Below are 25,427 nucleotides of genomic sequence, written 5' to 3'. Positions count from 1 at the left end.
AAAGTCCTGAAAACCCCGCAAAAATCGCGTATTAGCCGACATAAAACTCGACGCTCTGCGCGACACCGGCGCCGTGCCCGTTCAGCGCCTTCAGATAATAGGCCCCCGGCTTGACGGTGCCCGGCAGCCTGATCCGCAGCATCCCGTTGGGGACCGGTGACGCAACCGTGGTGACCGGATCGGGCAACTGCTGGTCGCTGGTCTTGTCGACCAGCACGACCTTGGCGCCGATCATCAGGTTTCGATAGGTTGCGGAGATGATGCGATTATCCAATTCGACGAAATAAAGGACTGGGTTCATTTCTGGAATTCAATGACTTGGTGATTGGGCACGGCAAAACGTGTATGTCCGGCTTTGGACTTGGTCAACTAAAAATTGCAATCGGAGAATTTCACTATCTTTTTAACTGGCGCGCTGCGGCTTGCGTTCGCCGGTGACGGCATTTTCGGCCGCCCTGCTCATCAGCGATGCATAATCCTGGCCGAACAGCACCTCGCAGAAGCGGATCGCCGCCTTGACCTGCATCTGCCGGTAGGCGCGCGTCTTGGCATCGCTGCCGCGCAGCGACTGCACCAGCGACTCGGTGGACTTCTCGACATATTGCTGCAGGTCGGAATAGGTCCGCAGCGTGACCTCGTTGATCGCGAGTTCACTGGCATAGGTGCGGCACACCGCGACGAAATCGATCAATGCCGCGGTTTCATCCACTTCGCTGGCATCGACCTTGGCGCCGGCAGGAATCTCCTTGTCGGGGCGTTGACGCAGCAGACGCCGGACCCGGCCGGGCACGCTGTCGATTTCCGATTGCAGGGCGTTGGAGATGTCGGCCCGGATCGATGTCAACTGCCTGCCCCAGGAGGAGTCGTTGCGCAGATCGAGCTCGGTCCGCAAGCCGCGCACGCCATCATGCAGGGTCTTCAGTTGCTCGGCCACGGTGTCGAAATGGCCGCGCTTGATGTCGGTCCGCAGGCTGGCCGCGAGGAACGACAGGTCGTGTAGCGCGATGGTGACGGCAACGCCGTAGGGCGTGGCGGCAACGCGGATTTCATCGTCGGACGCGGCCATCTTGATGGCGAGGCGGATGATTTGCCACGGCGCGCTCAGCCGCTGCATCACCAGCGACAGCGCGAACGGCAGCAACTGCGGCGTTTGCAGGGACGGAACATTGAGGGCCGTGCCTATCGAGGCGATTTGCGAATCCGCGAATATCCGCAGGAAACTGGGTAGCCGGCCATTGAGGGTATCCAGCGCTTCACGGGCCTGCAGCACCGAGCCGATCGGCAGCAGGTCCTCGATCGCATTGGGCGGACCGACGCGGGTCAGCGCGCGCTGCTGGTCGCCGCCGGGCACCGGCGTGGCGATCTTGACAATCGCATCCGCCGCGGCGTGCTGGAACTTGCGGATCGCCGGCTCGAGTTCGGACGAGGCCCCGGAGTCCCGCACCCGGGCCATCGCCGCTTCGAATTCCCGCGCGGAATCGGGCGCGCCGTCGCGGATCAGCCATTGCCACACCGGCAGCAACGACGCGCGGCGGATCTGCCCCGGCCGCACCGGTGAATTTCCTTCGACCAGGAACGGCTCAAGCGGGCGGAACACCAGGCGAGCCGGATCGTCGGTGCGCGGCCGCGCCTCCTCGTCGGTTCCGCGCACGACCTTGCGCAATTGTTCGAGTACGAAGGTCGCGACCGCGGTGTCTTCGCCCCGTTCGATGGCGCGCTCGAACTCCCGCATCAGCAGCGCCTGCGCCTGCGGCGGAAGCTGCGCAAGATAGTCTCTCAGCCGCTCTGTCGAAGTCTGGTTCATGCGTCCGGCATGGATGCGTGTTAGGTCGGACGGCAGAACGCGTCCGCCGGCCATCTTAGAAGCCCCGGCGTTAAGAAGGCGTTTAGGAATGGCGCATTGGCGGGCGCTCGGCCGCTTCCCGCCCCGCTCGAACCACGGGCTTTGGGAGCCCCGGGGCGAGATTCACGCCGCCGGCAGCACCAGTTCCGCCCTCAGCCCCCCGATCGGCGCGTTGCCGAGGGAAAGACTGCCGCCGTACAGGGCTGCGAGATCGACCACGATTGAGAGCCCGAGGCCCGAACCCGGCTTGGATTCGTCCAGCCGCTGGCCCCGGCGCGCGACCTGCGCCCGCTCGGCCGCCGACAACCCCCGCCCGTCGTCGTCGACGATGATCCGCAGCATCGGACCGGCGCCAGGCTCCGCCGGCGGTTCCACCAGCACCTCGATGGAGACCTGCGAGGCCGCCCATTTGCAGGCGTTGTCGACGAGATTTCCGGCCATCTCCTCGAGGTCCTGCCGCTCGCCGCGAAACTTCGCCTGGGCGTCGGCCTTGATCCCGATGGCGATGCCGCGATCCCTGTGGATCTTCTCCATGGTCCGGCGCAACGCCTCGATCGCGGGCGCAACTTCGGTGACGGTGCCGATCACGGTGAGGCGCGCGGCGATGCGGGCACGCTCCAGATGATGCGCGACCTGGTCGCGCATCACGTCGGCCTGCTCCAGCACCTTGGCCGCAAACGGATCGGCGCCGCGCGCGGAGGCTTCATTGACGATCACCGACAGCGGCGTCTTGATGGCGTGCGCGAGATTGCCGACGTGGGTGCGGGCGCGCTCGACAATCTCCCGGTTGGCGTCGATCAGCGCGTTGGTTTCCCGCGCCAGCGGCGCGATCTCGACCGGGAATTCGCCTTCCAGCCGCTCGGCGCGGCCGGAGCGGATATCGGCGATCGATTCCGAAATGCGTTTCAGCGGCGCGAGCCCGAAGCGGACCTGGAAGATGGTGGTCAGCACCAGCACGATCGTCAACGCCGCGAAGGTGCCGCCGAGGTAGTAGTCGAAGCTGCGCGTTTCGTCGAAGATTTCGGTGGCGTCGCCGGCCACGCTGACCAGATACTTGCCATCGATGCCGAGATCGACCGGCCGCTCCACCATCCGCAGCGACTGGCCCTCGGGGCCGTCGACATAGCCGAGGCGGATACCGGCCGCGGTCAGATCGGCGCCGTGTTCTTCGAGCTTCGGCAGGTTCTTGTCCCACAACGAGCGCGACCGGCGTATCTCGGGCTTTTCGGAGTCGGCGCGGGCGATCTGCCAATACCAGCCGGACAGCGGCAGCTCGAACAACGGCTCGCCGAGCGACTGGAACTGCTCGGGCGTGTTGTCCGGCGTCGCCACCTCCGCAATGATGGTGCGGAGATAAAGATTGAGACGGCGGTCGAAGGCGCGCTCGGTGGCGTTGCGATACACCGACGACAGCACGATGCCGGTGATGGCCAGGATCACCACCACCCAGGCGGTCGCCGACAGGAACAGCCGCGTGGCGAGCGAACTGGCGCGCATCAGAACAGGATCCCGAAAAGCATGTCCCCGGGCCGCGACCCGATGGAGCGATGCCGGTTTTCGCACAGGATCATGTTCGAACACCGGGGTAAGCGTGGGACTCGATCGACACCCCTGATCAAGCGCCCGGCGGCGGCGGCGTCAACAGATAGCCGAGCCCGCGCACGGTCTGGATGATATCGACGTCCAGCTTCTTGCGGATGCGGCCGACGAACACTTCGATGGTGTTGGAGTCGCGATCGAAGTCCTGGTCGTAGAGATGCTCGACCAGTTCGGTGCGCGACACCACGCGCCCGGTGTGGTGCATCAGATAGGCCAGCAGGCGATATTCATGCGAGGTCATCTTGATCGGGTTGCCCGACACGCTGACCCGGCCGGTTCTGGTGTCCAGCGAAACCGGCCCGCAGGTCAGCTCGGACTGGGCGTGGCCGGCGGAGCGGCGCAGCAGCGCCCGGATCCGCGCCAGGATTTCCTCGAGGTGAAACGGTTTTGCCACGTAGTCGTCGGCGCCGGCGTCGAAGCCCTGCACCTTGTCGCTCCAGCGGTCGCGCGCGGTGAGGATCAGGACCGGCATCGCGCGCCCGTTGCGGCGCCACGCCTCCAGCACCGAGATGCCGTCCATCTTGGGCAGGCCGATGTCGAGCACCACGGCGTCATAGGGTTCGCTGTCGCCGAGAAAATGCCCTTCCTCGCCGTCGAAGGCGCGGTCGACCACATAGCCGGCGTCGGTCAGCGCCGTCGTCAGCTGACGGTTGAGATCCGGATCGTCTTCAACGACGAGCAGGCGCAAGCTGGTCTTCCCTCAAAGTTTTTCCGGCAAAATCGCCGCCGGCAAGTTGAGACGCCGCGGCGTGAATGCCGGATGAACAGCCGTCGGCGCACTTCATTACTTTTTGTTCACAACCGCCTCGCGGCGGCGGGCCATTTGTCGAAATGGGGTACCACGCCGAATCGAAAGCCCCAAGAGGCCCTCGGCCGCGCGGTCGCCCCGACCCGAGCCTGGCGGCCCGACGCTCCCTGCGGTTAACGCCGTTCCGGGATTCCCTGCCCGGCTTGCTTTGAAACCCGGCCCCTCGGTGGTATCCTATGTGCTTGGACTGTTGCGTTTTCGGAGTTTCCCATGGCCCCCCGCGCCAACTGGAAGGGCTTCCTGCGCCTTTCGCTCGTGACCTGCCCGGTCGCCCTTTATCCGGCGACGTCGGATACCGAAAAAGTCAGCTTCAACCAGATCAACCGCAAGACCGGCCATCGCATCAAATATGCCAAGGTCGATGCCGACACCGGCGAGGAAGTCGCCTCCGAAGACATCGTCAAGGGCTACAAGGTCGACACCGATACCTACATCGAGGTGACCAAGGACGAACTCGACGACATCGCGCTGGAGTCGACCCACACCATCGAGATCGACGAATTCGTGCCCAAGACCGATATCGACAACCGCTATTTGATCCGCCCCTATTATCTGGTGCCCGACGGCAAGGTCGGCCACGATGCCTTCGCGGTGATCCGCGAGACCATCCGCAGCATGAACAAGGTCGCGATCGGCCGGGTGGTCCTGACCAACCGCGAACACATCATCGCGCTGGAGCCGCTCGACAAGGGCCTGATGGGCACGCTGTTGCGCTACCCTTACGAAGTGCGCGGCGAGAAGGAATATTTCGACGGCATCCAGGACGTGAAAGTCACCAAGGACATGCTGGATCTCGCCAGGCACATCGTCGAAAAGAAGTCCGGGTCGTTCGAGCCCGAGCGGTTCGAGGACCACTACGAAGCCGCGCTGATCGATCTCATCAACAAGAAGCGCAGCGGCGTCAGCCTGACCGCGAAGGCCGCGCCGAAGACGGCCGGCAACGTCATCAACCTGATGGACGCCCTGAAGCGCAGCCTCGCCGGCGAAAGACAGTCCGCCGCTCCCGCCGCCAAGGCGAAAGGCAAGAAGCCGCGCAAGGCGGCCGCCGGCCAGCGCGAGATGCTGTTGCCGATCTCAGGCAGCGGCAAGCGCGCCGCCAGGGGAGAATCAAGGCAGGAGCCGAAGAAGGCCGAGAAGCCGGTGCGCAGCTCCGCGCGGTCGAAGAAGGCCGGATAGGCCAGCGCCGCGCAGAGCGCCTGCAATGTATGCAATGTATGTTGCTGCTTAAGGGCGGCGACCTGCGGGCCCCGGATTCCAGGAATCCGGCTGCCGACCAGCGGCTATTTCAGCGACGAATTCACCGAGGTGAAGCTGCCGTTCAGCGTGGTGCCGACGCCGTTGACGGCAACGACGATCACGATGCTGATGCCGGCCGCGATCAGGCAATATTCGATGGCGGTGGCACCGGACTCGTCACGCAAAAATTTTGAAAAAAGCTGCCGCATTCAAAAACTCCTGTCGACGCGCCGCGGGATTCTCCCGCGCAGTGCCCAAGGTTGCAAGAACTAGACGGGATTGGTTGATGGGCTGTTGCGGAATACGCTGAACGAACGATTAAGGGCGGATGGCGGCTTTCCGCATGCCTGGCGAGATTTCCGGATCGCGCGGGTCGCGAATTCCTCGCTCGCCTCATTCCCCTGGGACTATAATGATGATTTGAGTCAAACGAATTCGCTCAATTTTGCTCTCAGTTATGTTTATGTGGTCCCGATGCTCCTACCCACCGGCTTTGGCAAATGAACTCCGTCGACACATCAAGGCCCCCTCTGAAGATCCGGCGCGTCAATCTCGATACCGGACGCGAGAACGTCGTGGTCATTTCGCGGCAGTCGAAGGCGTTGCGTCCGGAAATCTTCCGGGGCTTCAGCCGGGTCGAACTGCGCCGCAATTCCAGGGTGTTGCTGGCCACGCTGCTCATCACCGATGACGACAGCCTGGTCGGCCCCGACGAGATCGGCCTCTCCGAGCCGGCCTTCCGGCGTTTCGCCGAACCATCCGGCAGTCTGGCGACGGTCACCCCGGCTGTGCCGCCGGAAAGTCTCGAAGCCGTGCGCGCCAAGATCCGGGGTCAGACCCTGAGCGCTTCGGAAATAGGTGCGATCATCAACGACCTGATCCATTATCGGTATTCCGACATGGAGATCGCCGCGTTCCTGATCTCTTCCGCCAGTTTCATGACCAGTGATGAGCTGCTCGCCCTCACCGGCGCGATGGCTCAGGCGGGAACGCAGCTGAAGTGGGCCAACCCGATCGTCGTCGACAAGCATTGTATCGGCGGAATCCCGGGCAACCGGACTTCCATGATCGTGGTGCCGATCGTGGCGGCGCATGGGCTCACGATTCCGAAGACTTCCTCTCGGGCCATTACGTCTCCGGCAGGCACGGCGGACACGATGGAAGTACTGGCCAGGGTCAATGTGGGCGCCGACGAGATGAAGGCGATCGTCGAAGCCTGCAATGGCTGTCTGATCTGGGGCGGACACGTCAACCTCTCGCCGGCCGACGATATCCTGATTTCGGTGGAGCGGCCGCTCAGCCTCGATACGCGCGAGCAGATGGTCGCCTCGATCATGTCGAAAAAACTCGCGGCGGGTTCGACCCACCTCCTGATCGATCTGCCGGTTGGCCCGACCGCCAAGCTCACCAGCGGCATCGAGGCGATGCGGCTGCGCAAACTGTTCGAATTCGTCGGCGATCGCTTCGGCATATCGGTGGAGGTAATCACGACCGACGGCAGCCAGCCGATCGGCTACGGCATCGGTCCGGTGCTCGAAGCCCAGGACGTGATGGCCGTTCTGGCCAACGATCCCGCCGCGCCACAGGATTTGCGCGAGAAGTCGCTTCGGCTCGCGGCTCATCTGTTGGAATACGATCCGAATCTGCGTGGCGGCACCGGTTACATCAGGGCCCGCGAGTTGCTCGATAGCGGAGCGGCGCTCAGGCAGATGCAGAAGATCATCGATGCGCAGGGTCGATCGGACTGCCGCGCCGAATTGGGAACGCTGACCTTCGACGTGATGGCCGCAAGCGACGGCTTCGTCTCCGGCATCGATTGCCTGCAGTTGAACCGGCTGGCGCGGATCGCCGGCGCGCCGCTCGACCAGGGGGCCGGCATCAGGCTGTTCAAGAAGATCGGCGACCGCGTCGAAAGCGGCGAGCCGCTCTATCGCGTCTATGCCTTTGACAAGTCGGAGCGCGATCTCACCGCAGCCGGCGCGAAGAGCAATTCCGCCTACACGATCGAAAACGCGACAACGCCCCGCAACAAGACGGCGCCGTGAGCAAGATCGTCATCCAGAGCCTGCCAACCGGCGCCGGCGATGCCAAACGGCTGGCGGCGCTGCTTGGCCTGTCGTGGCAGGAAATCGCGTTGCATCGCTTTCCCGACGGGGAAATCCGCGTGACGGTCGGCCCGGCCGCGTCGACCACGATCCTCTATGCTTCGCTCGACCAGCCGAACGACAAGCTCATCGCCATCCTGTTCGCCGCCGAAGCGCTGCGGCGCGCCGGCGCCAGCCGGCTCGTGCTGCTGGCGCCATACCTCTGTTACATGCGCCAGGATGCCGCCTTTCACGAGGGCGAAGCGATCAGCCAGAAGGCTGTCGGCCGGCTCTTCGCCGCAACCGTGGACCGCGTCATCACGGTGGATGCCCATCTTCATCGCACCCACGATATCAAAGCGGTGTTTCCCGGCATCGAGGCCGAAGACCTCTCGGCCATGCCGGCCATTGCGGACGCGCTGCGCAAATCCGGAGTCGACCCCGCAACGGTGGTGATCGGTCCCGACGCGGAGTCGCGCCCCTGGGTGAGCGATCTCGCCAGCCGGCTTGGGCTCGCATACACGGTGGCGCAGAAAATTCGCCGCGGCGATCGATCGGTCGAAATCAGCTTTGCCGAAGCCGCTCTGCTCGCCGGCCGGCCGGCTCTTCTGGTGGACGATATCGTCTCGTCAGGAGGCACCTTGACCGCCTGCGCCAGGGCGCTCAAGGACGCCGGCGCGACGGCGATCGATGCCGTTATCACTCACGCCTTGTTTCCGCCGGACATGGCGGCCGGGTTTGCCGCCGCCGGCATCCGTTCCGTCCGCTCGACATCGAGCGTGCCGCACCCCAGCAACGCGATTCCGCTCGATGACATCCTTGCCGCCGCCTTGCGCGGCGAGATCGATGGCGAAAGTATCCCGGAGGAGACCCCATGACCATGACCGTTCGATTTTGCGGTGCGGCGCGCACCGTGACCGGTTCGTGCTACCTCGTCGAAGCTCCGTCCGGACGCTTTCTGATCGATTGCGGCTTGTTCCAGGGTCAGAAGACGCTGAAGGAGCTGAATTACAACCCCTTCCCGTTCCGGCCCGCCGACATCGATGCCGTGCTGCTGACGCATGCGCACATCGACCACAGCGGGCTGTTGCCGAAGCTGGTGCGCGAAGGCTTTGGCGGCAGGATTCTGGCGACGCGCGGAACCATCGACCTGTGTTCCTGGATGTTGCCGGATTCCGGAGGCATTCAGGAATCGGAGGTCGCGGCCCTCAACCGGCGCAACGCGGCGCGCGGGCGGCCCGAGGTCAGTCCGATCTATACCGAGGCCGATGCAAAGGCCTCGCTGCAATCGTTCCAGCCGGTGGAGTATGAGACGTGGACCGGCGTGATGCCGGGCGTGCGCGCGCGCTATTGGAACGCCGGGCACCTGCTCGGCTCGGCCTCGATCGAAATCGAGTTCGACGGCGCGGGCTCAGGGGGACAACCGCTGCGCCTGCTCGCGTCGGGCGATATCGGCCCCGATGCGAAACTGCTGCAGCCCGATCCCAAGGCGCCGACGGGCTTCGACTACGTGATCTCGGAGTCCACTTACGGCGACCGGATTCGCGCAAAGACCACGCCGGAAGAACGCCGCCAGCGCCTGGCCTCCGAAGTCCGCGACGCGGCAGCGGCCAAGGGGGCCCTGCTGATCCCCGCCTTTGCCGTCGAACGCACCCAGGAATTGATCGTCGATCTGGTCGACCTGATGGAGCGCGGCGACATCCCGGCGGCGCCGATCTTTCTCGATTCGCCGCTGGCGATTCATGCGACGGAAGTTTTCCGGGAGCACGCCGAAAGCCTCGATCCGAATATCGACGTCAATCGCCTGTTCAACTCGCAACATCTGCGGTTCACCGAGACCGTCGACGAAAGCAAGGCGATCGCGAAACTGACCGGCTTTCATATCATCATCGCGGCGAGCGGCATGTGCGACGCCGGCCGTATTCGACATCACCTCAAGCGCTGGCTGTGGACCAGCCGGGCCACCGTGCTGCTGGTCGGCTTTCAGGCCAATGGCACGCTGGGCCGGTTTCTCCAGGACGGCGCCAAGGCCGTCCGGATCCAGGGCGACGAGATCAAGGTGGCGGCCCGCATCCGCATGATCGATGACTATTCGGGTCATGCCGATGGCGCCGAGATTGCGCGATGGATCGCGGCGCGCCGCCCGATTCGGCGGGGTGTGTTTCTCGTTCACGGCGAGGAGGAAGCGATAGCAGGCATGGCCGAGCGCATCTCGGAGCGGATCGTGCCGGCGGCCAAACTCTTCCAGCCGGTGCTCGACGACATCTACGAGCTCTCGACGCCTGAGCCCGCTCTCATGGACGTGTCGCGCCGACGCCGGCTCGCGCCTGAAGCGGTGACGCATCTCGATTGGCACAACGACATGTCGAAGCTCGTGCTCGACATCAACGATCGGATCCATGCGGCCGCCGACGACCGCGCCCGCGGCGTCATCATCCGGCGCCTGAAACGGGCCCTCGAAGAAGCCGGTTGAACCCGGCCGCGCCGCAAAGCGCGGCCGGCTGCCTTCGGGGACGCATATCAGAGCTTCGCCGGATGGCGGCGCCCCGCGCTTTACCGGATGAACGATTCCTGTTCCAACTGGCTCCCACAGGCCGAGCTCTCAACATCGGCCAACCTGGGGAGAGAACGGCATGAAGCTCGGCACCGCCATCGCGGAAATCATGAAGCGCGAGGGGATCGAGATCCTCTGCGGCTATCCCGTCAATCACCTGATCGAACACGCCGCCAATGCCGACATCCGCCCCGTCATGGTGCGGCAGGAGCGCGTCGGGATCCACATGGCGGACGCGATCTCGCGGGTCACCTCGGGGCAGACGATCGGCGCCTTCTGCATGCAGCACGGCCCCGGCGCGGAGAACGCCATGGGCGGGGTGGCGCAATGTTACGGCGAATCCGTCCCGGTGCTGGTCTTGCCGATGGGCTATGCGCGGCGGATCGCGAACATCGAGCCGAACTTCAATTCCAGCCAGGCGATGCGGGCGTTCGCGAAGTCGGCCGAGCCGATCAACATCGCCGCGGAAGTCTGCAACATTTTCCGCCGCGCCTTTACCAAGCTGAAAAACGGCCGCGGCGGCCCGGTCATCGTGGAAATCCCCTCGGACATGTGGAACGAGGAGGTGCCGGAGCCCTTGAACTATACGCCGGTGCTGCGCACCCGCTACGGCGCCGACCCCGTGCATGTCAGGGAAGCCGCCGCGCTGTTGATCGCGGCCAGGCGGCCGGTGATCTATGCCGGCCAGGGCGTGCATTACGCCCGGGCCTGGCCGCAACTGAAGCGGCTGGCGGAACGGCTCGCCATCCCCGTCACCACCAGCCTCGGCGGCAAGTCGTCGTTCCCGGAAACGCATCCGTTGTCGCTGGGCTCCGGCGGCCTGGCCGTGCCGCGCGCGGTGCCGAAGTTCCTCGCCGAGGCCGACGTGATCTTCGGCATCGGCTGCTCATTCACCGAGACGAATTTCGGCATCGCCATGCCCAAGGGCAAAACCATCATCCATTCAACGCTGGACCCGGCGCATCTTAACAAGGATGTCGAGGCCAAAATCGGCCTGGTCGGCGACGCCGGCCTGGTGCTCGACGATTTGCTGAACGAGATCAACAAGAGCATCAAGACCGACCGCGATGCCACTGCTGTTGCAGGCGAAATTGCCGCTTCACACAAGGAGTGGCTGGCCAAATGGATGCCGAAGCTGACCCATAACGACGCCCCACTGAACCCCTACCGAGTATTGTGGGACCTGCAGCACACCGTCGACATCAAGAACACCATCGTCACCCATGACGCCGGCAGCCCGCGCGACCAGCTGTCGCCGTTCTGGAAAACGGTCGAGCCGCTGACCTATCTCGGCTGGGGCAAGACCACCCAGCTCGGTTACGGACTGGGCCTTGCGATGGGCGCCAAACTGGCAAAACCCGACAAGCTCTGCATCAACGTCTGGGGCGATGCCGCGATCGGCTTCACCGGCATGGATTTCGAGACCGCGGTGCGCGAGCGGATTCCGATCATGTCGATCCTGTTGAACAATTTCAGCATGGCGATCGAGCTGAAGGTGATGCCGATCTCGACCGAAAAATATCGCTCGACCGATATTTCCGGCGACTATGCCGCGATGGCGCGCGCCTTCGGCGGCTATGGCGAGCGGGTGACCCGGCCCGAAGACATCATCCCCGCCATCCAGCGCGGCATCGCCAAGACCAAGGAAGGCATCCCGGTGCTGCTGGAATTCATCACCTCGAAGGAGACCGAGGTTTCGCGGCCGGGAACCTAGTTTTCCACTTCGGATGCTCCATCCTTCGAGACGCATCGCTTCGCGATGCTCCTCAGGATGAGGTCTCAGTCCCTCATGGTGAGGAGCGCGTCTTCGCGCGTCTCGAACCATGAGGCCCCGCGAGAAGCGTACTGGTTCGGGCAAGCTGGAAGACGCTCTATACTAGCCATGCCGGGACGCGCTGCCGGAACGAAACCTACGGCTTGAAGAACGCGGGATCGTTGAGCGCCTTGATCATGGTGTCGACCATGTCGGCGGCGGCGTGGTCTTCGCGGCCCTCCAGCAGTTCCCACATCTTGCGCAAGTTGGCCCGCAGCGGCGCCTTCAGCGACGGATCGCGCTCGATCAGGGTCCGCGCGATGCAGAAGGCGATGCCTTCGCTGCCCATCCGTGTCTGTTCGATGGAGGGTTTGCTCATGGCCGGCTCCTTGTCGGATTGCTAGAGCCTTTTCCGTTCCGATTGAATCGGAACGGGGCTCTATCTTTTTGTTTTGACGCGTTTTCTTCATGCGAACCGGTATCCACCCCGGATCAAGTCCGGGGCAGGCTTTCGCTTGAAAACGCTCTGGTTACTGGCGCCGCTGTTAGATCAAATCACGGCCCGTGGATAGCCTGTGCCCATCAGGGCAGCGGAGGCGCAACTCCCGGCGCCCTACTCCGCCATCTCGGCCGGCACCGAGGCCGGACCGGCCAGCGGCTTCTCTTCCATCAGGATCATGCACAGCGCGGCACAAGCCATCAGTGCCGTGGCGGCGCCGAACACATAGCGGAATGCCGTGACCATGTCGGAGGCGAGAATCGAATTCACCGGGCCGCGATGCTCGCCGCCGAGCGAAATATCCGCACCGAGCGCCATCAGCAGGATCGCGGTGAACGCCGCCACTGTGAAAGACGCCATCAGCGCGCGAAAGAAATTCATGGCTCCGGTAGCGGTGCCGACCTGCGATCGCACCACCGAATTCTGGATCGATACCACGCTGACCGGAAAGGTGGTGCCGAGGCCGAGCGCGAACATCGACAGCAGCGCCAGCAGGCCCCACAGCGGCAGCGTGGTGAGCGCCAGCGCAGCTCCGCAAAGCGCGGCAATCGAGGTTCCGACGATCGCCACCCGCTTGTAGTGCCGGGCGCGGGCCATGGTTCGGCCCGCGATCGCGGCGCCGACGGTCGAAACCGCCGCCAGCGGAATCAGCGAAAGTCCGGCCTCGCTGGCGCTGAGACGATAGACCACCTCGTAATACAGCGGCAGATTCACCGTCAGCCCCAGCATCGCGCCCATCGCGCAGCTGCCGGCCACCATGGCGTAGGGCACCACCGTTCCCCCCATCAGCGGCAGCGGCAGGAACGGCTCCTCGGCATTCCGGGCATGCCACACGAACGCCAGCGCGAGCGCGACCGAGGCGCCGATCATCGCCATGATGACAGGCGACAGCCAGAGATAGCGGTTGCCGCCCCATGTCAGCACCAGCATGAACACGACGGCGGAGGCCATCAGCAGCACGCCGCCGAGCCAGTCGACCTTGCGCCTGCGGTGAAACACCGGGATCCTGCCCATCTTCGGCAGCAGCAGCGCCAGCGCTCCGAGCGCGAGCGGCACGTTGATCCAGAAGATCATCGACCAGTGCAGGTGCTCGGCGAACACCCCGCCGAGGATGGGCCCACCGATGCCGCCGACGACCCATACGCCGCTGAAATAGGCCTGGTACTGGCCGCGTTCACGCGGCGTCACCACGTCGGAAATCACGGTCTGGACGATCGGCATGATGCCGCCGCCGCCGAGCCCCTGCAGGCCGCGCGCGAGAATCAGGACCGGCATGTTCGGCGCCACCGCACACAGGATCGAGCCCGCGACGAACAGGCTCAGCGCCGCGATGATCATGGCGCGGCGGCCGTAGATATCGGCCAGCGTGCCGAACACCGGCGCCACCGCGGTGGCGGCCAGCAGGTAGGCTGATATCACCCAGGACAGGCTGGAGACGTCTTGGAACTGGCGGCCGATGGTCGGCAGCGCGGTGGCGACGATGGTCTGGTCGAGGGCGGCCAGAAACATCGTCAGCAGCAGGCTCATCAGGATGGTGCGGACTTCGCCTTGCGTCAGCGGCGCGCGCGGCGCGATCGGCGGGGCGTCGCTGATGTCGATGACCTCGGTCGGGATATGCGACAGCTCTTCGGCGATCGCCTCGGGCAATGTCTGTTGGTCAGCCGGGTCACGGCTCTGCCGTTCGAACTTGTTCATGCGGACGTTGGTTATCGGGGGCGCGTGGCGGCGCGGAATCGCGAAATCGCCTGCAATCTAGACGGCAAATCCAAGCCGCGGCAGCGGGTTAGGCGCATGGGTGCATCCCGCGTCGATGGCATCCCATTCGCTTGATAGATTAAGTGAAGAGCAGCCTCAGGCCGGCCGCTTCTTCAATCGCGCCCGTTTCGGCAGCAGCGCCGGCCACTGCACGATGTGGTCCTCGAGATCCTCGTCGGCGATCTCGTTCTCGGTTCCCTGCACCCGGCCGCGCACCGAGACGCCCGCCTCGTGAACGGTATTGGGATCGCCCGAGATCAGCGGGTGCCACCAATAGAGATCGCGGCCTTCGGCGACGAGCTTGTAGCCGCAGCTCGGCGGCAGCCAGTTCAGGGTACGGACGTTCTCAGGCGTGAGCCGGACGCAGTCCGGAACCTTGTCGGAGCGGTTCGCATAGTCCTTGCAAGCGCACAGCTCCGCATCCAGCAGACGGCAGGACACGTGGGTGAAATAGATCTTGCCGGTATCCTCGTCCTCGAGCTTTTCCAGGCAGCAGCGCGCGCAGCCGTCGCACAGGCTTTCCCATTCGGCGTTGGACATCTCTTCCAACGTCTTGGTTTTCCAAAAGAATCCCTCTTGGCCCGAGGGCGGCTTGAAAGGCGCTGTCATGAATCCCGAGATTTCCGGCGAGTGTGGGCTGCAGCCCTTCTAGGGGCTGGCGCCGCAAGGGCGCAAGCAACAACGTCCGGCGTCGCCGAAAAGTGCGGGTCGGCGTTAGCTCTGCTGTTCAAAATCGCGAGCCAGACCATTGGTTTATGGCCCCCGCTCGGTTAGATAGAGAGCGAGTCCCCTTTGGCGCAAAAGCGCCTTGGGTTTGCCGCAACATTCCCGCAAGACGTCTCGGCGGCGCCCGTCCGGGTGCCCCCAAGCGCTGCGAACTGACCAAGGGTCCCGGTGCGCCAGATCGTACCATCTCAGTGGAAGAAGAAGATCCGGCATTTCATGCTGGACCTGGATGCGCGCATCGACTCGACGCTGTTCTCCTCCGGCAAGGGCGCGCGCGAGCTCTACGAGCGGTTTTCCACTTTCATGGACCGCTTTTATGTCGGCCGCTGGAAGCGCTGGGTATTCATCGAACCCCTGTCGGAAGCGGCGACCATCGGGCTCGGCGGCCTGATCCTGATGCTGGCGCTGGCGATCCCGGCATTTCGCGAGACCTCCGACGACGACTGGCTGAAGAAATCCGATCTCGCCGTGACGTTTCTCGACCGCTACGGCAACCCGATCGGCAGCCGCGGCATCAAGCACAATGATTCGATTCCGCTGGAGGATTTCCCGGACAATCTGATCAAGGCGACGCTCGCCACCGAGGATCGCCGGTTCTACGAGCATTTCGGCATCGACATCGCCGGCACCGCGCGCGCGCTCGTGACCAACGCCCAGGCCGGCGGCGTGCGGCAGGGCGGCTCGTCGATCACCCAGCAGCTGGCCAAGAACCTGTTCCTGAACAACGAGCGCACCATCGAGCGCAAGGTCAAGGAAGCGTTCCTCGCGGTCTGGCTGGAGACCCGGCTCACCAAGAACGAAATCCTGAAGCTCTATCTCGACCGCGCCTATATGGGCGGCGGTACCTTCGGCGTCGACGGCGCCGCGCATTTCTACTTCAACAAGTCGGCGCGCGACGTCAATCTGGCGGAATCCGCGATGCTCGCCGGTCTGTTCAAGGCCCCCACCAAATACGCGCCGCACATCAACCTGCCCGCTGCGCGTGCCCGCGCCAACGTGGTGCTGGACAATCTGGTCGATGCCGGCTTCATGACCGAGGGCCAGGTGTTCGGCGCGCGGCGCAATCCAGCCATCGCGGTCGATCGCCGCGACGAGAACTCGCCGAACTATTATCTCGACTGGGCGTTCGACGAGATGCGCAGGCTGGTCGACACCTTTCCGAAGTCCTATGTCGAGCGCGTTTTCGTGGTCCGCACCGCGATCGACATGAATGTGCAGCGCGCCGCGGAAGGCGCCGTCGAAAACCAGTTGCGCCAGTTCGGCCGCGACTATCACGCCACCCAGGCCGCAACCGTGGTCGCCGACCTCGACGGCGGCGTGCGCGCGATGGTCGGCGGCCGCGACTACGGCGCCAGCCAGTTCAACCGCGCGGTGGACGCGATGCGCCAGCCCGGTTCGTCGTTCAAGCCCTACGTCTACACCACCGCGCTGCTCAACGGTTTCAAGCCGAATTCGATCGTGGTCGACGGCCCGGTCTGCATCGGCAACTGGTGTCCGCAGAATTACGGCCACTCCTACTCCGGCGCGGTGACGCTGACGGTGGCGATTACCCGCTCCATCAACGTGATTCCGGTGAAGCTGTCGATCGCGCTCGGCGGCAAGACGCCGAATCCGGCCAAGGCCGGCCGCGCCAAGATCGTGGAAGTGGCGCGCCGCTTCGGCATCAAGGCGCCGCTGCCGGACACGCCGTCGCTGCCGATCGGCTCCGACGAAGTCTCGGTGCTCGAACACGCCGTGGCCTATGCGACCTTCCCGAACAAGGGCAAATCGGTCACGCCGCATGCCGTGCTGGAAGTACGCACCGGCGCCGGCGATCTGGTCTGGCGCTTCGACCGCGACGGCAAGAAGCCGCTGCAGGCGATCCCGGCCTCGATCGCCGCCGACATGGCGGGGATGATGAGCCACGTCGTCAGCGAAGGTACCGCGCGGCGCGCGGCGCTCGACGGCATTCCGACCGCCGGCAAGACCGGCACCACCAACGCCTATCGCGATGCCTGGTTCGTCGGATACACCGGCAATTTCACCTGCGCGGTCTGGTACGGTAACGACGACTACTCGCCGACCAACCGCATGACCGGCGGCTCGCTGCCGGCGCAGACCTGGCACGACATCATGCTCGTGGCGCATCAGGGCGTCGAGATCAAGGAGATCGCGGGCATCGGCGCCGGCACGAAATTGCCGGCGCCGGCGGCCTCCGCGGCCATGGCGGCCAGCGGCGCGTCGAGACTGCCGGACATCAAACCGGGCCCGCCGCCAATCCTCACCAAGCGCGGCGCGGACATCCTGGTGCGCGTGGAGAAGCTGCTCGACGAGGCCGGCAAGACCGCGGGAAAGGCCGCGCCGGGCGAGCCGGTGAAGCCCGGCAAGCCGGTGTCGTCAAGCGCGATCGCATTCCCGGATAGTTTTGCCGCGGCAGCGCCTGGCGAAGCGGCGGCGACAGCCGCGCCGCGCAAGAACTGACCGTGCGGCTGATCTTCATCACCCTGCTGGCGCTGATCCTCGCCACCGTCGTCGGCCTCGGCGCCACCTGGATGACGGCGACGCGCGGCACCGATCTCGGCACGCTGACGATCGGCGCCTGGACCGCGCGGCCGAAGACCGGCACCTCGGACATCGATCCCTATTCGCGCGCCTCGATCGCCCGCAGCGGCGAATTGCCGGTCGGCACCGGCGACGGCATCGCCTTCTCGGCGACATCGGACGACCGCAAGAAGCCGCTCGACGGGCGCTGCGACGTGGTGGTCAGCGGCGTCACGCCCGCCGCCCGGTTCTGGACACTGACGCTCTACGACACCAAGGGGCGTCTGGTCGCCAATTCGCTGCAGCGCTACGGCTTCACCAGCCAGGAAATCATTCGCGGCGCCGACGGCGCGTTCGAGATCCGGGTGGCATCGCGGTCGCGCGCCGGAAACTGGCTCCCCACCGGCGGCATCGAACGCTATGCGCTGATGCTTCGGCTTTACGACACCCCGGTCGGCGTCGCGACGCGGACGCAGCGCGACGCGCCGATGCCGTCGATTGCGACAGTGGGGTGCCCATGATCCGGCTGCTGTTCACGATCATCGCAGGCGTGGTGCTGGGCGCCGTCGTGCATCTCGTCGCCGTGCTGGCGTTGCCGCGGATCGCGACCCAGGATGCCTATTCGCGTCTGGCGCCGATCACCAAGCTCAACGCCGTGACCGCCCTGCCGCTGGCCGATCCGGGCAACGCGCCGATGCCGTTCATGGATCCGGCGTTCGCGATCGCGATCTGCCGTTACGATCTGACCTCGGGGCCGATCAAGCTCGCGGTCCCCGTCAGCCAGGCCTACACCTCGGTGTCGTTCTATACCCGCAACGAAGTCGCCTACTACGCGATCAACGACCGCTCGGCCGGACGCAAGGTGATCGAACTCGACCTCATGACCGAGGCGCAGCACGCCGAATTGCCGGAGGAAGAAGACGTGACTTCCGCCGACCGGCTGATCATCGATTCCCCTACCGCGACCGGACTGATCGTGTTGAAGGCGCTGGCGCCGGAGCCGGGTCTGATGACGCAGGCGCAGGCCACGCTCGCGGCCTCGAGCTGCAAGGTGCAGACCGAGCCGCCGGCCAAACACGAAGAGCCCGCGGCCGTGCCGCAACCGGCGCCGCGGGGCAAGCGCTGATCAATAGACGAATGCTCAGCCCTTCACCGTGACGGCGCGTCCGATCACCGGCCGCGCTGCGACCGGCGGGTTGGCGGTTTGCGCGGCGAGTTCGCCGATCAGGCGATCGGCATCGGCCGCGATGGTGTCGGGCGCCTGGATCACCAGCCGCTCCAGCGCCCAGCGATAGGACGAGATCCGCCGCTCCAGGCTCTGCTGCACCCACTGCACGATCAGGGTGTTCTCTTCCATGCGGGCGACGGCGTCGTCGCGCTCGCGCGGCGACAGTTCCGAGACCAGCTTGAGACTGGCGTTGCGCTTCCTGTCGAGTTCGATGACGCGCGCGGCCGAGGCAAAGAACGGCTCGAAACGGGTGATGTCGTTGCGCACGTCCTCCATCAACACAGCGTAGCGTGAGGAATGCGAGCGGTGCGGTTCGTCGATCAGCAGCCGGCCATAGGCGGTACGGTCGAACAGCACCGCCTGCCGCCATGGTGAAGGCAGCGGCTTGTAATCGCCGAACACGGTCTTCCAGGCGGGACGCGAATGCGGCGGCTCGATCAGGGGATAGGCATAGTCGCGGAGCTGCCGCTCATTGTCGGTGAGCTGGAATTGCGACGCCCTGAGGCCGACGCTTCCGGTCGCCTCGGCGCCGAGCCAGCGATGCATGTCGTCGTTGCGCATGTCCTGGCGGGTGCGGCCGAAGTCGCCGCCGCTGCAGCCGCCGAGCGCTGCGCCGAGCAAAAGCAGCGTCAGCAGCCGAACCTGTCTCGTCCGGATCGGAAAGCACGTCTCCGGCATATTGGGATGTCCTGGTGTCAGCGCCGGCGGCGACGGCGGCCGGGGGCCGTTCCCTCTTCCGGTCCGCTGCCACCGCTGGTTTCATCGGTGTCGCGCTCGATCCGGACGACGGGCAGGATCAGGATGGTGCCCATGCCTTCGCGTGGAGCGCCATCGATGGTTGAGCCCAGCCGCCGCGACGCCGCATCCGCCGGAAATTCAATGATGGTGCCCATGTCCCGCTCTCTCCGGTTGCCGCGCTGACACGATCTCGCCGGCGACATGCCATCATTAAGAACAGGACGTGGTTAACGGCATCTTAATTTCTCCGCCTGCGGCCCGGCGTGGCCGCGTCTTGCCGGAAGCACTGAATTTGCCTGCACGCCTTCACCGATTGTTTTCCTTAACGAGCTGTTAAAGCAAACCCGCCTAAGCTGGTGAGAGCATTACTCTGTTGCGTACCCTGACATGACCAGACCTCCATTATTTCCGGGCTTCGACGGGCTGATGACGCTGTCCCGCCGCGAGGGCGTCGATATCCGCCCGACGCTATTGCGCGTGCTGACCGATCTCTACGTTCAGGCCGATGCGCACAGCGGCGAAGAAGAGCGGCAGTTCATCGAACTGACCTCCCGCCTGATCGATCAGGTCGACGACGCGACGCGCGCGGCGGTGCGGGCGCGGCTTGCGATCTATCCGGGTACACCGGCCGTAGTCCTGCAAAGGCTCGGATTGAGACCCTCAAATCCCCACGCGCGGATGCCGCTCGCCGGTGAAATTCCCGCGCATCCCGTCGCGGCGCCGCCGGTGAGGCCGCCGACCGAGGCGGAATTGCGGATGGCGTCGAACCTGTCGATGCAGCCGAAGGATGCCGCCGAGATCCACGACATGTTCTTCGCGGCCAGCGCCAGCGAGCGCGTCCTGATCCTGCATAATCTCGCGGAGACGCCGTTGCGGGCTTCGGCGCGAATTCCCGCCGCGCGGGCGGCGCGTGGCGTCGAGACGCTGCAGATGGCCGCCTGGGTCGGCGATATCGAAAACTTCACGCTGGAACTCGGCGAAACCCTGATCCTGCCGTCGCGGGTCGCAGCCCAGGTGGTCAACGATCCCGGCGGCGAGCCGCTGGCCTGCGCGGCCAGGGCGCTGGACATGCCGGCCCCCGTGTTTCAGCAGGTGTTGCTGTTTCTCAATCCGGAATTCGCAACGGTGACTTACGTCTACCGGCTGTCGCGCCTTTACGATCGCCTCAGCGAGCGATCCGCGCTGATCATGCTGGCCGCCTGGCGCGGCTCGATCATGGCCATGACCCGCGCCAAGTACCGGCCCGCGCTTTACGACGACGAACGCCAGCGCGCGCGCGCGGCGCCGGCGCGCCCTGCCGTACAGCCCGGCCTCGGCTCTGTCGTACGCACCGGCTCCCAGGGTTCCGGGCGCTAGGCCCGCGCCAGATCGAGGAAGTGCCGCCCTGCCCTGTCCTCGGTCTCCACGATCCAGGCATCGGGATCGAACTTGATTTCCCTGACCAGACGCTCCTCCACCGAAGCTTCCGGCACCGGCTCTTTCGATGCCGGCATGAAGAAACGCTCGATCGGGCGGCTGTCGTCATAGACCGTCTGCGGCGCCGGCATGTACAGCATGGCATGGCCGTCGAGCGTGGCGACCTTGACGAAGACCGCGCCGGCCTCTTCCGCGCCGCGCCTTCGCACGGCGCCGAACACGCCTTCGGCCTGGCAACGGCGCAAATAGGCCGCCACCCAAATACTGGATTTCAATCGCATGGGGCTGACGGTATAGGCCAGCGGCGGAGTCGAAGCTAGTCGATCGGGCGGCCGATCATCGCGGTGAGTTCTTTCACCAGGCGATCCGATACCTGCCCGGTCACCGGGATCCTGCGCTCGCGCTCAAATTTCTGGATCGCGGCCTGGGTGTCGGAGCCGGCGATGCCGGTCGGTTTCAGCTGACCGTAGCCGTATTCGGTGAGCGTACGCTGCACCGCTGCTACGCGGCGCGCAGCCGGGGTCTGGTTGGCGATGGTCTCGTTGCGCGATGACGCCGGAATCGGCGCCGGCGGCCGCGCGACATTGGAAGGCGTTGCCGGGGAAGCCGTGGTCGCCTTGACCAGATTGGTCATGGGATCGCCGCTCTTCGGCTCGGCTGCCCTCGGTTCGATCCTGAATTCAACCGGCGCGGCATCGGCGGGCCGAGCCGCGGCTTCGACCGGGCGCGGACGCGGCAGCGGGCTGACGGGCGCCGGCATCGCTACCACCGTACCGAACATCGGCGACGGATGACGTCCGGCCTGCAGGAACAGGGCGTTGGCGATGATGGCGCTGACCGCGGCAAATGCCAGCGCGCCCGCCACCATGTCTTTCGGACTGTGCAGCAGAATGCGCATCACGAGGCCGCGCTCGGCTTCCGCTTCCGCCGCAACCGCGCCTGCGCGGCGGCGGCGGCGCGACATGTCGTCATCTCTCGTGGTGTTTCTAGGCACTTTTCTTCACCTGGTGGGATTGCTCTTGGTGTTTCTCTTGTTCCTGGACCGGCGATCGCAGCGCCGGCGTCAGCGTTGCGATATTGCTCGACGGCTGCCCGGCCTTCGGCGCGAACGCCAGCGGCAGCGCGACGGTCACGGTGGTGCCCTCGTCGAGCTTGCTTTGCACGGTCATCTCGCCGGCATGCAGGCCGACCAGGCTCTTGACGATCGACAGCCCGAGGCCGGTGCCCTCTTGCCGCCGCTGATAGGTCTTGCCGGCCTGGAAGAAGGGGTCGCCGATCCGCTTCAGGTCGTCGGCCGCGATGCCGACGCCGGTGTCGGTGACGCGCAGCACCAGCCGCGATCCCTCGACACTGGCGGAAACCGTCACCGCGCCGCCGCGCTCGGTGAACTTGATGGCGTTGGCGACGAGATTGAGCACGATCTGCTTGAACGCGCGCGGATCGCCGGTCATGACCGGCAGATCCTCGGGCGCGCGGCTGACGAGATCGATGCCGTTCTCCCGCGCCTTCAGGGCCAGGAGGTTGCAGCAATTGAGCAGGGCGGCGCGCGGCGCGAACGGTTCCGGCGCAATCTCGAAATTGCCGGATTCCATCTTGGACATGTCGAGAATGCCGTTGACGACCGACAGCAGGTGCTGGCCGGAATCGTTGATCAGCTGGGCATATTCCTTGCGGCGCGCGGCATCGACCATCAACACGTCCTCCTGAACGATCATCTCGGAGAAACCGATGATGGCATTCAGCGGCGTGCGCAGTTCATGGCTCATGGTGGCGAGGAAGCGGGTCTTGGACGCATCCGCCTGCTCGGCGACGGTGCGCGCCAGATCCAGCGCCTGTTCCTGGATCTTGCGGTCGGTGACGTCGCGCATCACGGCGACGACCCCGGCCTCGGTCGTGTCGGTCGTTTCCGACGCCTGTTCGAGCGGCCGGCAGCGCATTTCGACCCAGATGAAATCGATCTGACTGTTGTGGCCCCGCGCGCCGCCGCGCGGTGCATCGCGCTTGAGGCGGAATTCGACGCTGCGCGCCTCGCCGCCGCGCGCCGCATCGGAAAGCGCGGTGAGATAGGCCGGACGATCGGCGACATGGACGCGATCGAACAAGCCATGCCCCAGCAGCCGCGATACCGGAGCTCCCAGCATCGCCTCCGCGGCGGGTGAAATGAACTGCACGGCGCCGTTGCGGCTGTGGCGGGAAATCACGTCGCTCATGTTCCGCGCCAGCAGGCGATAGCGGTCCTCCTCGACGTAAAGCAGCGCAACGCTGGTGCGCGCCAGCGACTCGGCGGCAAAGGCAAGCCCGGCCGCATAGAGCGTCGCCGAGGCGACGCCGAACGCCATGAATACGCCGCGCGAGATCGCGCTGGCGTCCGGCGGCGGCAACAGGTCGAAATGCCCGATCGCAATCAGGAACCCGGCGCAGGCCAGCGCCAGCGCGGAGGCGAACGCCACCACGCGGCGCGATGCCGAGAGCGCGGCTTCGAGCGGAACCACGACCAGCCAGATCGCGGCAAAGGATTCGATGCCACCGGTGGTCATCGCCACCGTCATGACGAGGCCGGTCAGCGCCAGCGACGACAGCACATGCGCGCCTTCGTAGCGGCCGGTACGCGACAGAAACCATGACAGCAGGATAGGCGCGATCAGCCAGGCGAATGCCGCGACCTCGATCGCCGTGGGCGCGCCGCGCATCGCCAGATAGGCCGGGAATGCCGCGAGGGCGGCCAGGCTTCCGAGCAGCCGTGGCGCCATGAATGCGCGATGACGCGCGCGCGTCAGCGCATCATAACGCGCGGACGGATGCAGCAACGCATCGAGGCAATCGTGGATGATACTCAAAACTGTCACGGCTCTCGCGCTTCGGCTTGTTCGTCGAACAGACGCGCCGGAACGCCCCCTTATCGTTGCCCCACCGTGTCAGAGCGACATTAAGCGAACGCTAAGGCCCGCGCGACGGCGCCTGCGGACCCTGATCTTCACGGGGGTTTCGCCGATGCTGAACTGCTCATTCGATGCGAATGGTGAACGACAAGTTTCCAGCCCCCGGCCGGTATGGTTTCGAAATCGTGGATACAGCCGTTACGGCCGGCTTGTCGACGAATGCGGTCATCAATGGAAAATTTACACCGAATCCAATCATTCGGACTTTCGGCGAATTTTCGGCGATTTAACTTCAATGCAGATACTTGCGATTTATCGACGGCTGTTAGTCAGGCACCAAGGGAAACAAGAGAGACGACCGGGATCGCGAGATGTTTTTTCTGCTCCGCATGACATTCTGGCTCGGGCTGGTGCTGGTGCTGCTGCCCAGAGAGAAGACGCCGGAATCCGACAAGCTGCCGCAGATCGGCGCGTCGGAAGCGGTTTCGGCTGCGACCGCCGCGGTGTCGGACATGAGTCAGTTCTGCAAGCGCCAGCCGGCCGCGTGCGAAGTCGGCGGCCAGGCCGCGACCGCGATCGGCCAGCGTGCCCAGGACGGCGCGCGCAAGCTTTATCACATCATCACCGACAAGAAGGCGCCCGACCATACCGGCTCGATCGGCAGTGTCGAGAATGCCGAGGTTTCCGTGGCAGCAGTCTCCCACGATACGTTGACGCCGGATGACCTTGCGGCTGACTGGCGCGGCGTGCCCTGACCCCGCGAATCGGGCCGAAACCGCCGCCATTTTGGCCTGACAGTATCGCTTTCGGCCGCCCGTAATCCTATATATGGTTTTGGGATCGAGCGCGGGACACGATGACGATCGACGAAATCAGGGATAATTTTTCGCTGCTGGACGATTGGGACGACCGCTACCGGTACGTCATCGAACTCGGCCGCTCGCTTGCACCGATGCCGGAAGCCGAGCATTCCGCCGCCAACAAGGTGCAGGGCTGCGCCAGCCAGGTCTGGCTCTCGAAGCAGATCGACCGCAGCGGCGGCGAACCGCTGCTGAAATATCTCGGCGACAGCGACGCACACATCGTGCGCGGGCTGGTCGCGATCCTGCTGACGCTGTATTCCGGCCGCACGCCGCGGGAAGTTCTCGCAACCGATGCGCTCGCGGTATTCGACGAATTCGGCTTCCGCGAGCACCTGACGCCGCAGCGTTCCAACGGCCTGCGCGCCATGGTCGAGCGCATCCGCTCCGACGCGCGCGAGACGCTTGCCGCAGCCTCCTGAGGGCCAGCCCGCTGCTTCCGATTACTTGCCGCGCCGCCGTCGCTGCTGGCCGAGCCCCATCTTCTTGGCGAGCGCCGAACGCGCCACCGCATAGTTCGGCGCCACCATCGGATAGTCGGCCGGGAGCCCCCATTTGTCGCGGTACTGTTCCGGCGTCATGTTGTACTGGGTGCGCAGATGCCGCTTCAGCGACTTGAAGCGCTTGCCGTCCTCGAGACACACCAGATAGTCGGGGGTCATCGACTTCTTGACGGAAACCGCGGGCTTGGCGGGCTCCAGCGGCGCTTCGATCCGGCCGCTCGAAACCCGCTGCAACGCCGCGTGAATCTGGCCGATCAGGGCCGGGATTTCGGAGGCCGGCGTCGGGTTATTGCTGAGATAGGCCGACACGATATCGGCGGTCAGGTCGATGAAGCTTTTTCCGGCGCCGTCGCTCATGGCTGAACCTTCCAGAGATCGCAATCGCGCAAGGATCTTTTCGGGATCGGACAGTATTCCGCAGCGCCA

Annotated in this window: 25 protein-coding genes; 11 read left to right on the top strand and 14 right to left on the bottom strand. The window is 65.1% G+C overall.

Annotated elements, in window-relative coordinates:
- Nucleotides 1-31 precede the first annotated feature (31 nt).
- The 4 genes from KMZ68_RS10180 to KMZ68_RS10165 form a co-directional block, all read right to left on the bottom strand.
- The gene (locus KMZ68_RS10180) at nt 32-301 is read right to left on the bottom strand and encodes a hypothetical protein (RefSeq protein WP_215615643.1); all 270 of its coding nucleotides are present in this window, start codon (nt 299-301) and stop codon (nt 32-34) included.
- A gap of 102 nt (nt 302-403) precedes the next feature.
- On the bottom strand, nt 404-1,804 hold the full coding sequence (locus KMZ68_RS10175) for a hypothetical protein (RefSeq protein WP_215615642.1): 1,401 nt from the start codon (nt 1,802-1,804) through the stop codon (nt 404-406).
- A gap of 162 nt (nt 1,805-1,966) precedes the next feature.
- Nucleotides 1,967-3,340, bottom strand: coding sequence for a sensor histidine kinase (locus KMZ68_RS10170; protein ID WP_215615641.1), 1,374 nt, complete (start codon nt 3,338-3,340; stop codon nt 1,967-1,969).
- A gap of 118 nt (nt 3,341-3,458) precedes the next feature.
- Nucleotides 3,459-4,130, bottom strand: a complete 672-nt coding sequence (locus KMZ68_RS10165) for a response regulator transcription factor (protein ID WP_215615640.1) — start codon at nt 4,128-4,130, stop codon at nt 3,459-3,461.
- Between the two features lie 330 nt (nt 4,131-4,460).
- Between KMZ68_RS10165 and ku the strand changes: the two genes are divergently transcribed.
- Complete coding sequence (gene ku / locus KMZ68_RS10160; protein ID WP_215615639.1) at nt 4,461-5,426, top strand: non-homologous end joining protein Ku; 966 nt, start codon at nt 4,461-4,463, stop codon at nt 5,424-5,426.
- Between the two features lie 104 nt (nt 5,427-5,530).
- Here the strand turns inward: ku and KMZ68_RS10155 are convergent, their stop codons facing one another.
- Nucleotides 5,531-5,695, bottom strand: a complete 165-nt coding sequence (locus KMZ68_RS10155; protein ID WP_215602560.1) for a Flp family type IVb pilin — start codon at nt 5,693-5,695, stop codon at nt 5,531-5,533.
- A gap of 291 nt (nt 5,696-5,986) precedes the next feature.
- Here KMZ68_RS10155 and KMZ68_RS10150 point away from each other — a divergent pair, with 291 nt between their 5' ends.
- The 4 genes from KMZ68_RS10150 (at nt 5,987) to KMZ68_RS10135 (ending at nt 11,838) form a co-directional block, all read left to right on the top strand.
- Nucleotides 5,987-7,531, top strand: a complete 1,545-nt coding sequence (locus KMZ68_RS10150; protein WP_215615638.1) for a thymidine phosphorylase family protein — start codon at nt 5,987-5,989, stop codon at nt 7,529-7,531.
- Nucleotides 7,528-8,448 (top strand): ribose-phosphate pyrophosphokinase, encoded by a 921-nt coding sequence (locus KMZ68_RS10145; protein WP_215615637.1) that lies wholly within the window; start codon nt 7,528-7,530, stop codon nt 8,446-8,448. The genes KMZ68_RS10150 and KMZ68_RS10145 overlap by 4 nt, the downstream gene beginning before the upstream one ends.
- A complete protein-coding gene (locus KMZ68_RS10140) occupies nt 8,445-10,043 on the top strand; it encodes an MBL fold metallo-hydrolase RNA specificity domain-containing protein (RefSeq protein WP_215615636.1) in 1,599 nt (532 codons plus the stop codon). Before KMZ68_RS10145 ends, KMZ68_RS10140 begins: the two co-directional genes overlap by 4 nt.
- Nucleotides 10,044-10,203: 160 nt before the next feature.
- Nucleotides 10,204-11,838: a thiamine pyrophosphate-requiring protein gene (locus tag KMZ68_RS10135; RefSeq protein WP_215615635.1), complete on the top strand. Its 1,635-nt coding sequence runs from the start codon at nt 10,204-10,206 to the stop codon at nt 11,836-11,838.
- A 196-nt stretch (nt 11,839-12,034) separates the two neighbouring features.
- Here the strand turns inward: KMZ68_RS10135 and KMZ68_RS10130 are convergent, their stop codons facing one another.
- From KMZ68_RS10130 to KMZ68_RS10120, 3 genes are all read right to left on the bottom strand, one after another.
- Nucleotides 12,035-12,256, bottom strand: a complete 222-nt coding sequence (locus KMZ68_RS10130) for a hypothetical protein (protein WP_215615634.1) — start codon at nt 12,254-12,256, stop codon at nt 12,035-12,037.
- Between the two features lie 234 nt (nt 12,257-12,490).
- Nucleotides 12,491-14,071 carry an MDR family MFS transporter gene (locus KMZ68_RS10125; protein WP_215615633.1) on the bottom strand — a complete coding sequence of 527 codons (1,581 nt, stop codon included), beginning with the start codon at nt 14,069-14,071 and terminating at the stop codon, nt 12,491-12,493.
- 156 nt (nt 14,072-14,227) lie between these two features.
- Nucleotides 14,228-14,740: a YcgN family cysteine cluster protein gene (locus KMZ68_RS10120; RefSeq protein WP_215615632.1), complete on the bottom strand. Its 513-nt coding sequence runs from the start codon at nt 14,738-14,740 to the stop codon at nt 14,228-14,230.
- Between the two features lie 285 nt (nt 14,741-15,025).
- On the opposite strand from KMZ68_RS10120, the gene KMZ68_RS10115 reads away from it, so the two are divergent.
- The 3 genes from KMZ68_RS10115 to KMZ68_RS10105 are packed head-to-tail and all read left to right on the top strand — an operon-like array spanning nt 15,026 to nt 18,503.
- Entirely contained in the window at nt 15,026-17,317 is a 2,292-nt protein-coding gene (locus KMZ68_RS10115) for a transglycosylase domain-containing protein (protein WP_215615631.1), read from the top strand.
- Nucleotides 17,318-17,319: 2 nt separating this feature from the next.
- A complete protein-coding gene (locus tag KMZ68_RS10110) occupies nt 17,320-17,898 on the top strand; it encodes a DUF1214 domain-containing protein (RefSeq protein ID WP_215615630.1) in 579 nt (192 codons plus the stop codon).
- Nucleotides 17,895-18,503, top strand: a complete 609-nt coding sequence (locus KMZ68_RS10105) for a DUF1254 domain-containing protein (RefSeq protein WP_215615629.1) — start codon at nt 17,895-17,897, stop codon at nt 18,501-18,503. The genes KMZ68_RS10110 and KMZ68_RS10105 overlap by 4 nt, the downstream gene beginning before the upstream one ends.
- Before the next feature lie 15 nt (nt 18,504-18,518).
- Here KMZ68_RS10105 and KMZ68_RS10100 read toward each other — a convergent pair whose 3' ends face one another.
- Nucleotides 18,519-19,283, bottom strand: coding sequence for a hypothetical protein (locus KMZ68_RS10100; protein WP_215615628.1), 765 nt, complete (start codon nt 19,281-19,283; stop codon nt 18,519-18,521).
- 17 nt (nt 19,284-19,300) lie between these two features.
- Entirely contained in the window at nt 19,301-19,498 is a 198-nt protein-coding gene (locus KMZ68_RS10095; RefSeq protein ID WP_215615627.1) for a hypothetical protein, read from the bottom strand.
- A gap of 232 nt (nt 19,499-19,730) precedes the next feature.
- On the opposite strand from KMZ68_RS10095, the gene KMZ68_RS10090 reads away from it, so the two are divergent.
- Nucleotides 19,731-20,699, top strand: a complete 969-nt coding sequence (locus KMZ68_RS10090; protein WP_215615626.1) for a DUF2336 domain-containing protein — start codon at nt 19,731-19,733, stop codon at nt 20,697-20,699.
- Here the strand turns inward: KMZ68_RS10090 and KMZ68_RS10085 are convergent.
- Genes KMZ68_RS10085 through KMZ68_RS10075 form a run of 3 tightly spaced genes read right to left on the bottom strand, consistent with a single transcriptional unit; the run spans nt 20,696 to nt 23,605 of the window.
- Nucleotides 20,696-21,040 carry a DUF1491 family protein gene (locus tag KMZ68_RS10085; protein ID WP_215602576.1) on the bottom strand — a complete coding sequence of 115 codons (345 nt, stop codon included), beginning with the start codon at nt 21,038-21,040 and terminating at the stop codon, nt 20,696-20,698. The genes KMZ68_RS10090 and KMZ68_RS10085 overlap by 4 nt on opposite strands.
- Before the next feature lie 35 nt (nt 21,041-21,075).
- Nucleotides 21,076-21,723 carry a peptidoglycan-binding domain-containing protein gene (locus KMZ68_RS10080; protein ID WP_371741438.1) on the bottom strand — a complete coding sequence of 216 codons (648 nt, stop codon included), beginning with the start codon at nt 21,721-21,723 and terminating at the stop codon, nt 21,076-21,078.
- A 22-nt stretch (nt 21,724-21,745) separates the two neighbouring features.
- Complete coding sequence (locus KMZ68_RS10075) at nt 21,746-23,605, bottom strand: PAS domain-containing sensor histidine kinase (RefSeq protein ID WP_215615624.1); 1,860 nt, start codon at nt 23,603-23,605, stop codon at nt 21,746-21,748.
- Between the two features lie 404 nt (nt 23,606-24,009).
- On the opposite strand from KMZ68_RS10075, the gene KMZ68_RS10070 reads away from it, so the two are divergent.
- Nucleotides 24,010-24,393 carry a DUF5330 domain-containing protein gene (locus KMZ68_RS10070; protein ID WP_215615623.1) on the top strand — a complete coding sequence of 128 codons (384 nt, stop codon included), beginning with the start codon at nt 24,010-24,012 and terminating at the stop codon, nt 24,391-24,393.
- A 101-nt stretch (nt 24,394-24,494) separates the two neighbouring features.
- A complete protein-coding gene (locus tag KMZ68_RS10065; RefSeq protein WP_215615622.1) occupies nt 24,495-24,920 on the top strand; it encodes a SufE family protein in 426 nt (141 codons plus the stop codon).
- A 21-nt stretch (nt 24,921-24,941) separates the two neighbouring features.
- On the opposite strand, the gene KMZ68_RS10060 is transcribed toward KMZ68_RS10065, so the two are convergent.
- Nucleotides 24,942-25,358 carry a MucR family transcriptional regulator gene (locus tag KMZ68_RS10060; protein ID WP_215615621.1) on the bottom strand — a complete coding sequence of 139 codons (417 nt, stop codon included), beginning with the start codon at nt 25,356-25,358 and terminating at the stop codon, nt 24,942-24,944.
- Nucleotides 25,359-25,427: the final 69 nt, after the last annotated feature.

The organism is Bradyrhizobium sediminis, assembly GCF_018736105.1.
Lineage (GTDB): Bacteria > Pseudomonadota > Alphaproteobacteria > Rhizobiales > Xanthobacteraceae > Bradyrhizobium.
Note: the sequence above shows the minus strand (reverse complement) of the source record. Positions and strands in the feature narration are given on the sequence as shown.

Coding starts and splice junctions, on each gene's coding strand:
- KMZ68_RS10095 (WP_215615627.1), bottom strand. CDS start 19,498: ATGGGCACCATCATTGAATTTCCGGCGGATGCGGCGTCGCGGCGGCTG.
- KMZ68_RS10085 (WP_215602576.1), bottom strand. CDS start 21,040: ATGCGATTGAAATCCAGTATTTGGGTGGCGGCCTATTTGCGCCGTTGC.
- KMZ68_RS10070 (WP_215615623.1), top strand. CDS start 24,010: ATGTTTTTTCTGCTCCGCATGACATTCTGGCTCGGGCTGGTGCTGGTG.
- KMZ68_RS10150 (WP_215615638.1), top strand. CDS start 5,987: ATGAACTCCGTCGACACATCAAGGCCCCCTCTGAAGATCCGGCGCGTC.
- KMZ68_RS10180 (WP_215615643.1), bottom strand. CDS start 301: ATGAACCCAGTCCTTTATTTCGTCGAATTGGATAATCGCATCATCTCC.
- KMZ68_RS10140 (WP_215615636.1), top strand. CDS start 8,445: ATGACCATGACCGTTCGATTTTGCGGTGCGGCGCGCACCGTGACCGGT.
- KMZ68_RS10100 (WP_215615628.1), bottom strand. CDS start 19,283: ATGCCGGAGACGTGCTTTCCGATCCGGACGAGACAGGTTCGGCTGCTG.
- KMZ68_RS10125 (WP_215615633.1), bottom strand. CDS start 14,071: ATGAACAAGTTCGAACGGCAGAGCCGTGACCCGGCTGACCAACAGACA.
- KMZ68_RS10090 (WP_215615626.1), top strand. CDS start 19,731: ATGACCAGACCTCCATTATTTCCGGGCTTCGACGGGCTGATGACGCTG.
- KMZ68_RS10130 (WP_215615634.1), bottom strand. CDS start 12,256: ATGAGCAAACCCTCCATCGAACAGACACGGATGGGCAGCGAAGGCATC.
- KMZ68_RS10155 (WP_215602560.1), bottom strand. CDS start 5,695: ATGCGGCAGCTTTTTTCAAAATTTTTGCGTGACGAGTCCGGTGCCACC.
- KMZ68_RS10105 (WP_215615629.1), top strand. CDS start 17,895: ATGATCCGGCTGCTGTTCACGATCATCGCAGGCGTGGTGCTGGGCGCC.
- KMZ68_RS10060 (WP_215615621.1), bottom strand. CDS start 25,358: ATGAGCGACGGCGCCGGAAAAAGCTTCATCGACCTGACCGCCGATATC.
- KMZ68_RS10135 (WP_215615635.1), top strand. CDS start 10,204: ATGAAGCTCGGCACCGCCATCGCGGAAATCATGAAGCGCGAGGGGATC.
- KMZ68_RS10120 (WP_215615632.1), bottom strand. CDS start 14,740: ATGACAGCGCCTTTCAAGCCGCCCTCGGGCCAAGAGGGATTCTTTTGG.
- KMZ68_RS10065 (WP_215615622.1), top strand. CDS start 24,495: ATGACGATCGACGAAATCAGGGATAATTTTTCGCTGCTGGACGATTGG.
- ku (WP_215615639.1), top strand. CDS start 4,461: ATGGCCCCCCGCGCCAACTGGAAGGGCTTCCTGCGCCTTTCGCTCGTG.
- KMZ68_RS10175 (WP_215615642.1), bottom strand. CDS start 1,804: ATGAACCAGACTTCGACAGAGCGGCTGAGAGACTATCTTGCGCAGCTT.
- KMZ68_RS10170 (WP_215615641.1), bottom strand. CDS start 3,340: ATGCGCGCCAGTTCGCTCGCCACGCGGCTGTTCCTGTCGGCGACCGCC.
- KMZ68_RS10080 (WP_371741438.1), bottom strand. CDS start 21,723: ATGTCGCGCCGCCGCCGCCGCGCAGGCGCGGTTGCGGCGGAAGCGGAA.